This is a genomic window from Streptomyces sp. ISL-100, assembly GCF_018614615.1.
GTDB lineage: Bacteria > Actinomycetota > Actinomycetes > Streptomycetales > Streptomycetaceae > Streptomyces.
The window spans coordinates 20,177-33,960 of the sequence record NZ_JAGGOK010000050.1; the positions used below are offsets into that span (position 1 = coordinate 20,177).

The following is a 13,784-nucleotide window of genomic DNA, read 5'->3' on the forward strand; positions in this document are numbered from 1 at the left end:
CTGCCTGGCGTGACGCAGCGTCGGATCGGGACGCCGCACAAGCCACCGGAGCGTCATGACTCGTGAGGGCCCACAAATGGTTGTACGAAAACCGCCCTGTGTGACGCGCGTTACGTCTGCGTTTCGTCAGCCCGGCAGGTCCTGGAGTGGCTTCAGGCCGTCCTTCGAGGCTCCCCGGTTGAGCATGGTTCCCTGCGTGCGCTCGAACGCGAGCCGGTAGCGGGCCCGCTCCTCGTCCGACAGGTCCTTGTCGTCGCGCAGGGCCTCGGCGACATTCAGGAGGCGGTGGTCCTTCACCCCGGGCGTCTCCCCGCCGCCGTCCGGGTCCTTGCCCGCCTCGGCTGCCTCCGCCGTCTCACCCGGGTCCGGCGGAATGGTGACGAGCGTCGGCACGTAGCGCGCCTGCACGTCCCAGCCGCCGTCCTTCTTCCGGAACTCGAACCAGCCGATGATGCCTTCCTCGGTGAGACCGGTGGGCACGTCGTGGCGGGCCAGCTGGTTGCCGAGGCCGTACGCGACCCAGGTGCCGTCGATCTTCTCCATCGGCTGCACCACATGGGCGTGGTGTCCGATCACCAGGTCGATGCCGGTGTCCTCGGCGAGTCTGCGGGCCAGCTTGAGCTGGGGGGTGCCCGGCTCCGGGTGGTGCTCACGGCCCCAGTGGATGCTCAGGATCACCACCTCGGCTCCGGCTGTGCGGGCGGCCTTCTCCGCTGCGGCGATGTCGTCGAAGGAGGTCTTGTTGGCGAGCCACGGCTTGTCCGCGGGTACTTCGCGGCCGTTGAAGCCGAGGGTGTACGAGAGCTGCGCGACCTTGACGCCCTTGACGTCGAGGATCAGCGGCTTCTCGCTCTCCGCGCGGTTGCGGGCGGAACCGGTGTGCTTGAGGCCGGCCGCGTCGAGCGCGTCCAGCGTGCGCCGCACTCCGGCCGGGCCGTGGTCGAGGCTGTGGTTCGACGCGGTCGAGCAGGTGTCGTAACCGACGTTCTTGATCGTGGTGGTGATCTGCGGCGGAATGAGGAAGTCCGGGAAGCTCTGGAACGGCCCTTCCGGCTTGCCCACGACCGGTTCGAAGTGGCAGATCCCCAGGTCGGCCTTGCTGATGACGGGCTTGATGCCGGCCATCGTCCGGTCGAAGTCGATGCCCTTTCCGCCCGCGTCCTTGGCGTCCTTGCGTGCCTGGTCCGTCAGCTGCGGGTGGATCAGGATGTCGCCCGCCGCGGCGACGGTGAACGCCGGAGGGCCGCTCACCTCGGCGTCGTCGTCCGTGTCCAGGAGACCGCAACCTGCCGCTGTGGCCGCCAGAAGGGCAAGGGCGACAGCGCGGGGTATGCCGGGCAAGTGGGGATGTCTCGTCACGATGGTATTTTCACCGCCCTATGACACGGATCCCGACCATGAAGCTAACGATTTTGGTAACTCTGCTGGTCACGGTGGTGGCTGTGGCGGTTGTCACCATGAACTCTTCCTCACAAAAGGGCGATTCAGGCGTAGGCGAGAATGCGCCTAACCCCTCCCGTAACGGGATTGATCTGGAGCGCCGGATCAACGCTTTCGCCACCGAGATGGTCGCGGACTCCGGTTACCGCCCGCCCAGCCGCGTGGAGCGCCGCACCGTCGCCGAGGGCGTCGGGCTCCTCGTCGACGGGCGGCGCGCGGAGGCGGGCCGGAAGCTCGCCGAAGTCGATTTCGGGGTCCGTACGCTCACGGACAGGGCCACCGGGCGGCGGTACGCCGAGGTGGCCGACGCGGCCGGGGAGGCCAATCGCGGCTGGGGCCGGGTGTACGTCGGGCTCGGCGCCCCCGTCCGCTGGTCGGTGCAGGTTCCGCACCCCGTGGCCGACGCCGACAGCGAGCGGCTCGGGTCCGCCGTACTGACCGGGCAGCCCGGGGGCGTACTGGTGGTCGCGGGCGCGCACCGGAGGGCGGGCCGGGGTGACGCGGCCGATGTCGCGCACCGGCGCGACACGGTCTTCCACGCGGTGTGCGACGAGCTCACGGAGCGCCGGCTGCCGGGTGTGCAGCTGCACGGCTTCGCGGACAGCACCGAACCGGACTACGACGTGATCGTGTCCACGGGCAGGGACAGGAGCACCGAAGCACGCGAGAGCGGCCGCCGGCTGGCGCGGGCGCTGGGGGGCCGGGACTTCGAGGTGTGCCGGGCGTGGGCGCGCACGTGCGTGCTCGAAGGCCGGGAGAACAAACAGGGCCGGGCCGCGGCCGAACTCGACGTGCCGTTCCTGCATGTCGAGTTCAGCCACTCGGTACGCTCCGACGCGGCGCGGGCCGGGCGAGCGGTGGCGGCGGTGCGGAGCGCCGTGGCGGCCTGGACGTAGGCGCCTGCGGCGGGCTTCTTCCCCACCCCGCCGCTTCCCGCTGTGACACCTTGCGGCTCCGCCGCGTGGGGGGGCAAGCCCCAGTAGGGCCCGCCGCAAGCGTCCGCCCTACTCCTGACCCCCGCCCGGTGGCGCCGCGCACACCGACGGGACCCGGGGCGTGCCCAGTTCGCGGTGGCGGGCGGTCTCGTCGTCCAGCTGCCGCAGCAGGCCCGTCAGGAGCTCCGCGTCCTGCGGCGCCGCCAGGAACTCCAGCACCGCCCGGTAGAACGCGCCCCGCACCCCCGCCGGCATCACGTCCGACGCGTCCGCGCACAGCCGCTCCGCCCCCGTCAGCGTCTCGTTCACCGCCCGGTTCGCCCAGGCGTCGCCGTACGAGCCGACGGACACCGGGAAGAACGGCCGGTTGCTCTCCGGCACCGCCCGCGCCCATGTGGCCCGCGCTTCGTCGCCGGTGAGGAAGGTGATGAGGGCCCGCGCGCCCTCCGTGTCCCTGAACATCGCCGCCATGTCACCCGCCACCTCGTACGCGCCCCGGTTGTTGTCGAGCTCCGCGACGGCCTCCGTGGTCGGGGCGTACGCGACGTCCTTGCCGTACAGCCGCCGGACGAAACTGCCCTGGTGCTCGCGCCCGCACCCGCCACCGGTCCGCTTCAGCAGCCCCTTGCCGTCGTTGCCCTCGAAGTCGTTGCGCAGAGCGGCGTCGGCCCGCGGTCCGATCAGCCGGCCCCACGTCTTCCAGGCGTCGCGGACTTCCTTGCTGCCCCAGGCCAGTTCGCCGGTCGCCCACTGTTCGTACACCGCCGGGCCCGATTTCTGGAGCAGGATGTCCTCGATCCAGTCGCTGCCCGGCCATCCCGTCGTCGCGCCGGAGCCCACGCCGATGCACCAGTTGCCCTGCTGGGCGGGGCGGCCCGGGTAGTGCCAGACGACGCTCTTGAGGTCGACTTTTATGGGCGTCCAGTACGTGTTCTTGCGGCCCCCGATGGTGAGTTCGGGAGCCCACGGCTCCGGGGAGCGCTCGCGGACCTGCTCGGGAAGCGGTACGAGCACCCGGTTGTGCGCGTATTCGGTGAGCTCCCCGAGGCTGTTCAGTACGGCGATGTCGGGCGGCGATCCGGCCTGCATCTGCGCGAGGAGCGTCTCGCGCAATGACGTCGTGCCCTGGTAGTCGACCTCGATCCCGTACTTCCCCGTGAACTGCTCCAGCACCGTCTCGAAGCTCTCCGCCTCGTCGCCGGTCCAGGGACCGAGCACGCTCACGGTCGGGGGTGGGTCCTTGGTGCAGGCCGCCGAGGTCAGGGCGAGCCCGGCGAAGAGGCAGAGGGCGAGCAGCAGTCGCAGGGCCCGCGGGGGGCGAAGGGAGCGGGTCATCGGTAGCCTCCCGTGCGGCGCCGGGGCACGGCGTACTCGACGAGCAGCGACTGGAGCGTCCACAGGACGACGCCCGCCATGAGCGCGGTCCCGAGCGGAATGAACACCGTGCCTCCGGACCACGCCTCGGTGTTCCCCTCCCGTAAAGCCTCGTCCATGTCGGCCTCGGCGTCGGTGATGACGGTGGCCGCCACCGGTCTGCCGGAAGGGCCGGCCGGTGTCAGCCCGTCGGCCGCGTGCTGTACGAGCGTCTGACTCGCGTGTGCCTGCCACGTCCCGAACGCGAGCACCGGAACGGCCGCCAGCAGCAGCGTCACCGCCGCCAGCGGAATGCTCAGCCGCAGCCGGACGCGCTGCCGCAGGAACACCTGGGTGCCCACCAGCCGTACGCCGAGCAGCGCACACGCCGTGACTGCCACCGGCCACGCCAGCAGCGGCGCGGCTCCCCAGTCCTCCTGGCGGTCCAGCGCCGCGCTCTGCCGGGCCTGGAGCGCGGCGATCCGGTCGAGGATGCCGGACTTGCGGGCGTACATCATCCGCTCCGCGTACGAGAGGTTGGCGTGGCTCAGCTTCGGCTGCTTCGACTGGGTCCACGCCCCGTCAATGCGCAGGGCGTAGCTGTCGACGAGCCCGGACGCGATGCGCAGGGTCTGCTGGTCCTCGCGGTTCAGGGCGCCCGTGGCGGCGGCCCGGGCGAGGCTGCTTTTCGCCTCGGCGACCTGGGTCCGGTACTCCTCGCCGCGCGCCAGGATGTCCGGCCACTTGTGGTTGCGGGCCCGGTAGTCCAGGTGCTCGCGTGCGGTGATGTGGGCCTCCTGGAGGGAGGTGTTGGCCCTGGCGAGTTCGACGACGGCGGGGCTGGTGCGGTCGCGGATCGACACGGAGTCGCGGTGGACTTCGTCGTACGCGCCGAAGAGCGCCGCGCCACCGACGGCGGTCAGCGCGAGCAGCCACGCGAGCTGGCGGCGCAGGTAGCCGACGGTGCTGACGCCGTCGGCTCCGGTGGCTGAACGCCAGAACCGGCGTGGCAGGTACGTCGTCATCGGCACTCGGGGTCCTGCGGCTCCTGGGGCTTCTGCTGCTTCTGCCGCGTGCGCTTTGTCTGCGGCGGCAGCATCGTGCTGTGGGCGCGCAGCACCATCGCCGAGTTGATGTCGAGCGGCCGGATGTCCGGGCGTATCTCCACTTCCCCGGCCGCCGCGTCGATGATCCGTACGACGTCGCCGAGGCGCTGCAGCATGGGCTCGTTGCCCATCGCGTGGGCGCGGCGCACGGCCTCGCCCCAGGCCGCGCGGGCCCGTACCGGATCGCCGGCGCGCTGGGCGGCGCGGCCCTCTTCGAGGCCGCGGACGAGGGCGTCGTGATGGGCGTAGTGCGCCACCTTGGGGTCGTACGTGCTGTAGAGGTCGCGATGGCGCGTCCAGTGGACCAGGAGAGGGCGCGCGGGCGGTAACTGCGGCGCGATGCTGCCCTCATCGCCCTGTGGTTCCTGCGCCTCCCGGACCACCTTCAGGTCGGCCAGCCACAGCGCCCGGTCGACGGGCTCCTGCGGCGTACGGGAAGCGGCGACGCACACCAGGTACTCACGGGTCTCGTCGCCCCATGGAGGCGTACGGAATTCCAGGCACCGGTCGCTGATCGTCACCCGGTCCGCCAGCAGGTCGCGGCGGGTGGGGTGGACCTGCTGGACGGTCAGCGGGGCGCTGCCGGGGCGGTGGGTGAGGCGCAGGCGCAGGCCGGTGAGGTGGCGGCCGGCCGACTCGGCGGTGACGGCGCGGAACTCGCCGGGCAGCGCGTCGAGGTCGCGCACGGCGTCGGCCTTGCCGTCGAGGCCGCCGGCGACCAACTGGAGCTCGTCGGGGTCCCAGTCCTCGCCGATGCCCAGCGCGTCGCAGGTGAACAACCCCCGGCAGGAAGCGACTTCGGCCGCGAGGGCGGCGCGCTGCTCGTGTTCGTTACGTCCGTCGCTGAGCAGCAGCGCGTGCCGGACGGCGGCGGTGGGGCGTGGCCCGAACAGCTCGCGGGCGAGGGCCAGCCAGCTGCCGATGGCCGTGCCGCCGCTCGGTACGAGGCGGGCGATGGCGTCCTCGGCTTCCTTGCGGGTGGTGGCGTCGGCGCGTACGAGAGTCGTCGCCGACGGGCCGGAGCCCGTGGGGTAGACCAGCTCCGCCATGTGGCGTCCGGCGACGATCGCGAAGTACGTGCCGTCGGGCAGCGCGCGTACCGCTTCCGCCGCCGCGTCCTGGGCGGCCCACAGCTTCTCGCGCGGGTAGCCCATGGAGGCGGAGCAGTCGAGGAGCAGCACCTCCGCCCGGGAGGGGGGTGCCGGAGCCGCCGCCCCTTCCCGGGCCGCTGCCAGGTCCACCGTCACCGTCACCACGGCGCACATGCGCGTCCCGCCCTCGGCCCCGCGCTCCACCGAGACGTACGGCTGCTGGCTCACTTCGAGGAAGACGGCTCCCGCGCCTCCGGTGAGGGCGTCCCCTGCGGCGGCGCCCCCTGCGAGGGCGGCGTCTTCCACGTCTCTCGAATCTGCCGCATCTTCTGTGCCGTCCTGAGCCATGTGTGCTCCTTGTGTGTCCAGCGCAGTGGCCGAATCCCGTTCGCCAGGTCGAGCAGCGCGTGCGCCCGCACGTCACCGGCCTGCTGGGAGAGGCCCCGGTACGCCTCCTCCAGGCGTCTGCGCAGCCTGTTCTCGGTGAGGTCCTCGTCCTGGACGCGCTCACGCAGTTCCGCCAGCCGCCGCGCCCTGCCGGAGCCGTCCGGGCCGTCCGGACCGCCGGGAGCCCCGCAGACCCAGTCCAGGACGACCTCCCTGATGTGCGTCTCCAGCCGCAGCACCGCGTGCCGGTCCGTCAGTCCCTCTTCCTCCTGCAACTGCGTGACCCGGGCGAGCGCGGTGACGATCGACTCCAGGGGCGGCGGCGCGCCGTCCGGGGGCCGCCGGCCCGCCAGGATGCGTACGATCGCGGTCCGCGCGGCGGTGCGGTGCCGTGAGTCCTTGGGTACGTGTTCCAGGATGTCCAGCGCCTTCTCCCGCTCTTCCCGGGCGAGATGGATGCGGGCGAGCCCGAAGGCCGCGCTGCCCAGGGAGTGGTTACGGAGCCACACCGCCTCGTAGTAGTCCCTGGCGCGGCCCGGTTCGCCGAGCCGTTCGTGGCAGTAGCCGAGGGCGAGCTTCGGGGCGTACTCGCCGGGGAGCGAGTCGTATACGAGATCGAACTCCTCGCGGGCCTCGGCTATGCGGTCGTGGTCGAGGTGCAGCAGCCCGGTGTGCCAGCGCAGGCGCCAGTCGTGCGGGGCCATGGCGCCGACGAGGCGAGTCGCGAGGTCGAGTTCGTGGCGGGCCCGCTTGTGGTGGTGAATGCGCCAATGGCTGCGGCGGGCGAATTCGCGGCGGGCCAGGTCCAGATGCAGGCGGCAGCGCAGCAGGTGCAGTTCCGGGGACGGCGTCCAGTCCGCGAGCAGTTGCAGCAGACCGGGTGCGTCGTACGAGATACGGGCGAGGGAGGCCGCGTGCGGGTCGTCGGGGTCCGCCTTGGGTACGGGCAGGCCGGCCGCGACCTCGTCGGGGGAGGGCCGGGCGGCGATCAGGGGGAGGCGGTGCGTGCCGTACGCCCAGCGGTCGAGGGCGGGGGCCTGGCCGAGACCGCCGTCCAGGGCGGCCGACGCCGGTTCGAAGAGGCGGGAGGGCTCGAAGGTCTCCGTACCGAGCCGTAAGGAGCGAAGTTCGCGGATGACGCCGCGCAGCTGGAGCGACATCTCGGCAGCCGTGGCGAACCGTTTGCGCGGCTCCTCGTCGGTGGCGCGGGCGAGGGCGCGGTGCAGGGACTCGGCGCCGAGGCCGGGGGCCGGGTGGTGGGCGGAGTCGGCGAGCTCGCGCAGGGTCACGCCGACGCTGTAGAGGTCGGACTGGGGGTACGCCCGGCCGTCCTGCTCGACCTCGGGGCCCTGGTAATCGTCGGTGTACGGCCCGGGAGCCCCGAACTCCCGTACCCCGCCCACATCGATGATCTTGATGCCGTCGCCGCAGTGCATGACGTTGGCCGGCTTCATGTCGCCGTACACCTTGCGCTCGTGCGTGTGCAGATAGCCGAGCGCGTCGAGGATCCGGATTCCGTAACTGACGATGAACTCGTGCACGCGCGGCCCGGCGAACGGCTCCTCGTCGCGCGCGATCCGCTCTGCGATCTGGTGCAGCGCCATGCCGCCCGCGAACTCCATCACGATGTAGTCGGTGCCGGTGGGGCGGTGCGTCGCGTAGTTGATGACGCGGATGATGTCCTTGTGGTTGAGGTCGGTGAGGTGGCGGCGCTCGCGCAGCGCGACCTCGCGGGCCAGCGAACTGTGCGGGTTGCGCAGGCCTTTGAGGGCTACGGGCCGGTTGTAGAGCTGCGCGTCCTCGGCGAGATATACCCAGCCGAGTCCGCCGTGTGCGATGGGGCCGACGACTTGGTACTGGTCGGCGAGTACGTCGTCGCCGGACAGCTGGGGCTGGAGCGCGTACGGCGTACCGCAGCTGCAGCGTCCCTCGGAGGTCACGACGCCGATGAGCTCAGTGCAGTCGGGATTGCCGCAGCGCATGACGTGGGAGGTGGGCTGGTCCTCGGCGGCCTCGACGAGGAGGGCGGGGTCGGGGACTTCGACGAGGGGCAGGTCCATGAGGCGGTCACCGGCGGGGGAGAGGACGAACTGGGCGGCGGAGGGCGTCTTCTGCGCCGCCGTCTTCGCCGCCGCTCCCGTCTCCACCTTCTTTGCGTCGTCGTCCACGGGCAGGCCGGTGAGATCGCAGAAGCCGGTTTCGGTGACCTGCCCTGTGCAGCCGGGGTGCGGACACGCCCTCGTATTCATCGCTGCCCCGTTTCGAGCGCCCTGCGGGCCTCCGTAACGAACCGCTCGACCGCCGCCTCCGCCACGCTCAGCTCGCACGGCCCACCGGTCAGCAGCCGCTGCGCCTCCTGGTGCAGGGAGGCCGCCGCCTCGGTGATGCCGTGGGCGGCGAGGCGGGCCTGGTGACCGTCCAGGAGGCCGCGCAGGTCCTGGTGGCGGGCGAGCTGCCCGGTCAGTGTCCGGTGGGCGGTCTCCGCCTCCAACAGGGCTGTCTCCACGGTCCTTTCGACGTACGACAGCTTGACGAGGAAGCCGGTCGTGCCCTGCTGCGGATCGGCTTCGAGGCGCGCGGCCTTGAGCTCCAGGTCCGGGGCGTACCGGGGGACGGACGGCAGCGGGCTGACGCAGGTCGCCGCCCGCCGGCGTAACTCCCGGGCGAGTTCCTCCGTACGGGCGAGAGCTGCGACGCGGCGGCCGATGCGCTCCAGCCAGTGCTGGGGACGCGTGGCCGGATCGAGGAGAAGTTCGTACGTACGGTGCAGGGCGGGCGAGTCGAGCTGGCGGAAGACGAGCAGGAGCCGCCCGCCGCGCCGTACGAGCGTGTGCAGCAGTTCGACCGTCTCCAGCGGCTGGAGGGCTTCGTCCACGCCGCGGGCCACGGTGGTCAGCGGCAGGGCTTCGGCGGCGATGCGCGCGGGCAGGGGCAGCAGCCCGGGGCCGTCGAGTGCCATGCCTTCGGCGATCTCCTCGGCGATCTGCGCGGGTGTCTTGCCGCCGACGTCGAGGGCGAGGTCGAGGCTGCCGGCGCGGGGGGAGGTGCCGGAGCGGTCGGGGGCGGAGGCGGCGACGGAGGTGCGGGGGGAGCGTTCGCGGTCGGCGAGGGTGAGGGTGCTGCGCAGGGCGAGGGCGGCGTCCTGGTCCTCGTCCCGTACGAAGGTGATCTCCACGTCGGCCAGGTCGTCCTCGGCCGCCAGCCAGCGGGTGAGCCAGCGCGCGAACCCGCGGTCGGGAGCGGGGCGGGGGGATGCGGGGCGGCCGGCGGACGCGGGGCCGGGGTCGGGTTCGTCGTGACCGGTGGTGAGGGTGGCCGGGACCGGGGGCCGGCCGCTCACGAAGCGCTCGCGCACGAGGTCGAGGTGCTTGACGATCGTGCCGGTCGGGATCATGTACCCGTGCCGGTAGTGCGCACCCTCGCGCTCGGAGTCGAGCTTGCTGACGACGATCCCGATGACGCGGCCGGTGCGGTTGTCGACGACGCCGGCGCCGCTGAAGCGCCGCATGAGGGTGTCGGCCTCCGTGACCGGATCGATCTGCACCCACTCGTCGCCGGGCCCGCCGGGGCCCTTGATGAGCGCTTCGGCCCACTTGCCGCCGGTGATGCGGGAGGGGTAGCCGGCGAAGTGGACTCGGCGGTTCCAGATGGTCGGCAGCCGGTGGAGCGTGGCGTGCGAGGCGACCGGCGGTGGCCCGTCGAGCTGGAGGAGTGCGAGATCGCCGGTGTGGTCGTCGGCGCGTGGGACCCAGTGCTTCGGTACGACGGTGGCGCGCAGGGCGCACGAATCGGCGCTTCCGGAGCCGGGGAACTCGACCGTCACGGCAGGCTGGTGATCGTCGGTTCCGGCGATCCGGATGACATGTGCGCAGGTCAGGACGAGCCCGTCACCGAGCAGCACGCCCGCTCCGAGCACCTGGCCGCGCGGGTCGGCGGTGCGCAGCCGTACCCGCCAAGTTTCTTGATCCGTACGGAAGTTGGTCTCAGTATGTGGCGCCCCCATGCTGTACCAGCGTAGTCGCAGCAGGTGACAATGGGGCCTTCGCTGCAGCGGGGGGATGTGAGCAAGTTGAACGCGAACAACGTCAACTACACCGACGAGGCGACACAGGGTGCGGAACTGGCGGACGTGATCAGCCAGGTGCGGGCCGAACTGGAGGAGGCTCAGCGCCGGGGCAGGGAGAGTGGGCTGCGCTTCCGGGTGGAGCGGGTGAGCCTTGAATTCGCGGTCCAGGTCCGCCGCGAGACCGGTGGCAAGGGCGGCCTGCGGATTGGGGTGGTCACGGCGGACGTGGGCAGGACGACGGCCAGCGACACGACCCACCGCATCCAGGTGGAGCTGCAACCGCGCGGCCGGGACGGCGGCGGCCCGATCGACGTGGGCGGCGAAACGGACGACGGACTCGCGGACGACTGAGCGAACCGAGTTGGTGGGACCTGCGGATCCTCTGTCTCGCGGGGCCGGGCTCATGCATAGTGGGTGCACTTGGCCACCGGCCACTGCCTACTGCCTACTGGCCGGCTGTTCGGGGCGATTCACGAGCTCGGGTGCGAGAAGGTCCACATGGTGTGCGAACGGTGCGGTGGCGGACGAAGGGGCGCGCTGCCGGGCATGGTCTGCCCCGGCTGTGGGCCGGGCGCGGGCGACGGCCGGGTGGCGAGCGGGGCCTGGGTCGCCCGCGAGACCGTCGCGGGCCGTATCTCCACCCTCTCGCGCCCGCGAAAGGCGCTGCTGGCGACTGCGGTTGTCGTCGTACTGGCGGTACTCGTCACGTCGGCCGCGTTGCTGTCCGACACGGACGGCGACAGCGGCGGTGGGGGTGGCGCGGGCGGCCCGGCGGGCAACTCGGACGACCTGTCCCGCGGAGTACCGACCCGGATCGGTCCGACAGGGCCGCCCGACGCTGCCGCCACGCCTTCGGACAGCGCACCCGCGAGCGGGAACCCGAGCAGCCCCGCCGCCACGTCCCGGCCCCCGGCGAAGAAGCCGAAGGCACCCGAGAAGCCCCCACCCGCCCGGCACCCCTCCTACACGGCATGGGCGGGCCCCGGCTGCTCCTCCGGCTCCAGCCACTACGACGAGTCCGGCCGCTTCGAGAACGGCGACGCGGGCTGGTACACGGTCGAGTCCGGCGGCTACGAAGGCGGTTCCTGCGACGGCAGCTTCACCGCCGTGCCCATGTCGGGTGCCCCCGACAAGGACCGTGGCAACACCACGACCTGGTCCTGGCAGGTCGGCGACGGCTTCGACGAGTGCGCGCTGGCGGTGTACGTACCGAAGAGCCACCGCGACCTGGACGTCGCGGGCAACCCCACCTTCTACCGCCTGCTGGCCGACCCCGAGGACGAGGACTCGTCGTACGCGGCCTTCGCCGTCCGCCAGACCGCCCACCGGGGCAGCCTGGTGTCCGTCGGCAGCTACGAGGTGAAGGGAGACCGGTTCGCGGTCCAACTGATCGACCGGGGCCGCGACTGGGGCGACGAGGACCTGGTCGGCGCACACCACGCGGCGGCCCAGATGAAGATCACCTGCCGCACGTAAGAGCCAGTGGCCGCCTCACACCGTTCCACCGGCGCTGAGGCTCCCGAAGTCGGGGAGGGAGAGCGAACCGTCTTCGGCGAGACGGAATCCCGGATTGTGCGCGATCTCCCAGGCGTGGCCGTCGGGGTCGGTGAAGACGCCGGCGTATCCGCCGTAGAAGGTCGTGGCGGCAGGCTTGGTGACGGTCGCTCCCGCCCGCTCCGCCGTGGCGACGAGTTCGTCGACCTCTGCGGGGCTCCGCACGTTGTGCGCGAGGGCGATACCGCCGAAGCCGCCCGCCCGGGAGTCCTCGATCCCGCAGTCGAGGGCGAGCTTGTCACGCCCCCAGAGGACCACGGCAAGGCCCCCCGCCTGGAAGAAGACGGTCTCCTCAACCTCCTGCCCGTGCCAGCCCAGACGCTCGTAGAACGCCCGGGCGCGCTTCACGTCGGCGACCCCGAGGGTGATCAGGCTGATGCGCTGTTCCATGGCCCGAAGCTATCCCGCGAGGAGAGGCGACACACTCCGCGACGCACTCGATGTGCACCCGGTTGAAGTCAGTGAAATAGCTCAGTACGCCGATGCCGAAACGACTGTTCGGGTAGACATCGATTCCCTGTGCCCGCCAAGCCGCCAGTTCCTCGACGTACTCGGGAAGATCCGCGAACCGCATGCCCGCGTGGGAGAAGACTTCACGGAGCTCCCGCTCTCCCATGCCGATGCCGTTGTCCACACACTCGATGTAGGCCCGGCCGTTCTCCTGACCCTGCACGAAAGAGATTTCACCGGCCCAGCCGACGGTGTATCCGGGGTACTTGTGTTTGGTGCGGAGGTATTTCGTGCGGGCGCCCCGGTAGCGGCACGCGTCCAGTGCGTTCTGATACAGCTCCCGGATCGCCAGTGCCGGGTCGCCGTACAGCTCCTTGCCCATCAGCAGCTCTTGGATGCGGTCGTCTGCCAGGCGGAAGCGCAGATCGGTCGACTCGTACACCCGCTTGCCCTCAGGGGTGAGGGCCGCGCGGACCTGGTCGGCGGTGGCGTGTGCCGGGAGGTCTTCGAGCGGTTTCAGCTGTGGTTCGGTCTCGGGGAGTACGTCGATGGTGCCGAGCGCCGTGTCCAGCGCGGCGGCCTGCTGCTGCAGAGCAAGCCCGATGGCGGGATGGCCGCAGATGGCGTGCAGCACGCGGGTGCGGCCACGCGGGTCCCACCGCGCCTTCTCGAGGGTCTCGTGAAGGCCTTCGAGGTCCACCGAGTAGCTGATGCCGACGTGATCGACGACCACGTCTCCCATCATCGTGGGATCGATCGCCAGCCGGTGCGCGACCGTCAGCAACGCCACTACGAGCTGGTCCCGGACATCCTGTTCGTACTCCGAGGAACCGGCGAGCTGCCGCACCGGGCGGCCGGCACCGAGATCCGGTGAGGATTGCAGGACATGCAGCAGGGCGAGCAGGTTCCCGTGCTCGAACACCTCGGTGACGAGTTTGCCGGCGTTCGCCGAGGGAGCGGTTGCTTGGAACCCCGCCACCGGTGCCGTCAGCCCCGCCATCACGGTGTCGCACGGTTCGCAGGTGTCGCGCGGCTGCTGTCGGACGAGCCAGCGGTGAAACAGCCACCACGCGATCCCCGCGGCCCCGGCCGCGTCACCGGTGCCGGCGGCACGCGCGGCCCTGCGTACCAGCCGGGAATGGCCGGAGAAGAACTGCTCCGAAGAGCAGGAGCGTTTGTTCCGGCAGCGCCTCCTGGAAGAAGATCTCAACAGCCGACTCGATCTCGTCGCGGCCGGTCTGGTCCACGTCGTGGACATCGACCACGTACCCGTTCCTGTTCAGTGCCTCGGCCAGCTCGGACAGGTCGTTCTGGATGAACGGCAGATCCTTGATGCTTTCGTCCCGGTAGGACGGCACACCGATCAGCAGGGCGCGGAACGACGACTCACTCATGGCAGGCT

At 71.3% G+C, this 13,784-nt stretch carries 12 protein-coding genes; 3 read left to right on the forward strand and 9 right to left on the reverse strand.

Features of this window, described 5'->3' with window-relative positions; translation table 11 throughout:
• Positions 1 to 126: 126 nt before the first annotated feature.
• Entirely contained in the window at positions 127 to 1,359 is a 1,233-nt protein-coding gene (locus J7E89_RS22225; RefSeq protein WP_374196854.1) for a CapA family protein, read from the reverse strand.
• Positions 1,360 to 1,397: 38 nt separating this feature from the next.
• Here J7E89_RS22225 and J7E89_RS22230 point away from each other — a divergent pair, with 38 nt between their 5' ends.
• Positions 1,398 to 2,336 carry a hypothetical protein gene (locus J7E89_RS22230; protein WP_214976129.1) on the forward strand — a complete coding sequence of 313 codons (939 nt, stop codon included), beginning with the start codon at positions 1,398 to 1,400 and terminating at the stop codon, positions 2,334 to 2,336.
• 108 nt (positions 2,337 to 2,444) lie between these two features.
• On the opposite strand, the gene J7E89_RS22235 is transcribed toward J7E89_RS22230, so the two are convergent.
• From J7E89_RS22235 to J7E89_RS41865, 5 genes are read right to left on the reverse strand one after another with little or no spacing between them, the layout of a single operon-like run.
• A complete protein-coding gene (locus tag J7E89_RS22235) occupies positions 2,445 to 3,710 on the reverse strand; it encodes an extracellular solute-binding protein (protein WP_214976130.1) in 1,266 nt (421 codons plus the stop codon).
• Entirely contained in the window at positions 3,707 to 4,753 is a 1,047-nt protein-coding gene (locus J7E89_RS22240; protein ID WP_214976131.1) for a hypothetical protein, read from the reverse strand. The genes J7E89_RS22235 and J7E89_RS22240 overlap by 4 nt, the downstream gene beginning before the upstream one ends.
• Positions 4,750 to 6,231, reverse strand: coding sequence for a vWA domain-containing protein (locus tag J7E89_RS22245; RefSeq protein ID WP_214976132.1), 1,482 nt, complete (start codon positions 6,229 to 6,231; stop codon positions 4,750 to 4,752). The genes J7E89_RS22240 and J7E89_RS22245 overlap by 4 nt, the downstream gene beginning before the upstream one ends.
• Positions 6,150 to 8,561 (reverse strand): serine/threonine protein kinase, encoded by a 2,412-nt coding sequence (locus tag J7E89_RS22250; protein ID WP_214976133.1) that lies wholly within the window; start codon positions 8,559 to 8,561, stop codon positions 6,150 to 6,152. The genes J7E89_RS22245 and J7E89_RS22250 overlap by 82 nt, the downstream gene beginning before the upstream one ends.
• Positions 8,558 to 10,315, reverse strand: coding sequence for a serine protease (locus J7E89_RS41865; RefSeq protein ID WP_214976134.1), 1,758 nt, complete (start codon positions 10,313 to 10,315; stop codon positions 8,558 to 8,560). The genes J7E89_RS22250 and J7E89_RS41865 overlap by 4 nt, the downstream gene beginning before the upstream one ends.
• Before the next feature lie 57 nt (positions 10,316 to 10,372).
• Here J7E89_RS41865 and J7E89_RS22260 point away from each other — a divergent pair, with 57 nt between their 5' ends.
• Positions 10,373 to 10,729 (forward strand): trypco2 family protein, encoded by a 357-nt coding sequence (locus tag J7E89_RS22260; RefSeq protein ID WP_308315563.1) that lies wholly within the window; start codon positions 10,373 to 10,375, stop codon positions 10,727 to 10,729.
• A gap of 63 nt (positions 10,730 to 10,792) precedes the next feature.
• Positions 10,793 to 11,854 carry an adhesin gene (locus J7E89_RS22265; RefSeq protein ID WP_308315564.1) on the forward strand — a complete coding sequence of 354 codons (1,062 nt, stop codon included), beginning with the start codon at positions 10,793 to 10,795 and terminating at the stop codon, positions 11,852 to 11,854.
• A gap of 15 nt (positions 11,855 to 11,869) precedes the next feature.
• Here J7E89_RS22265 and J7E89_RS22270 read toward each other — a convergent pair whose 3' ends face one another.
• The 3 genes from J7E89_RS22270 to J7E89_RS22280 form a co-directional block, all read right to left on the reverse strand.
• A complete protein-coding gene (locus tag J7E89_RS22270; protein ID WP_214976135.1) occupies positions 11,870 to 12,322 on the reverse strand; it encodes a VOC family protein in 453 nt (150 codons plus the stop codon).
• Positions 12,225 to 13,382, reverse strand: a complete 1,158-nt coding sequence (locus J7E89_RS22275; protein WP_214976136.1) for a hypothetical protein — start codon at positions 13,380 to 13,382, stop codon at positions 12,225 to 12,227. Before J7E89_RS22275 ends, J7E89_RS22270 begins: the two co-directional genes overlap by 98 nt.
• A 94-nt stretch (positions 13,383 to 13,476) precedes the next feature.
• Positions 13,477 to 13,776: a caspase family protein gene (locus J7E89_RS22280; protein ID WP_214976137.1), complete on the reverse strand. Its 300-nt coding sequence runs from the start codon at positions 13,774 to 13,776 to the stop codon at positions 13,477 to 13,479.
• Positions 13,777 to 13,784: the final 8 nt, after the last annotated feature.

Bases quoted from the DNA above. Each gene is read 5' to 3' on its own strand.
- J7E89_RS22230 (WP_214976129.1), top strand. From the start codon at position 1,398: ATGAAGCTAACGATTTTGGTAACTCTGCTGGTCACGGTGGTGGCTGTG.
- J7E89_RS22235 (WP_214976130.1), bottom strand. From the start codon at position 3,710: ATGACCCGCTCCCTTCGCCCCCCGCGGGCCCTGCGACTGCTGCTCGCC.
- J7E89_RS22240 (WP_214976131.1), bottom strand. From the start codon at position 4,753: ATGACGACGTACCTGCCACGCCGGTTCTGGCGTTCAGCCACCGGAGCC.
- J7E89_RS22250 (WP_214976133.1), bottom strand. From the start codon at position 8,561: ATGAATACGAGGGCGTGTCCGCACCCCGGCTGCACAGGGCAGGTCACC.
- J7E89_RS41865 (WP_214976134.1), bottom strand. From the start codon at position 10,315: ATGGGGGCGCCACATACTGAGACCAACTTCCGTACGGATCAAGAAACT.
- J7E89_RS22270 (WP_214976135.1), bottom strand. From the start codon at position 12,322: ATGGAACAGCGCATCAGCCTGATCACCCTCGGGGTCGCCGACGTGAAG.
- J7E89_RS22275 (WP_214976136.1), bottom strand. From the start codon at position 13,382: ATGGCGGGGCTGACGGCACCGGTGGCGGGGTTCCAAGCAACCGCTCCC.
- J7E89_RS22280 (WP_214976137.1), bottom strand. From the start codon at position 13,776: ATGAGTGAGTCGTCGTTCCGCGCCCTGCTGATCGGTGTGCCGTCCTAC.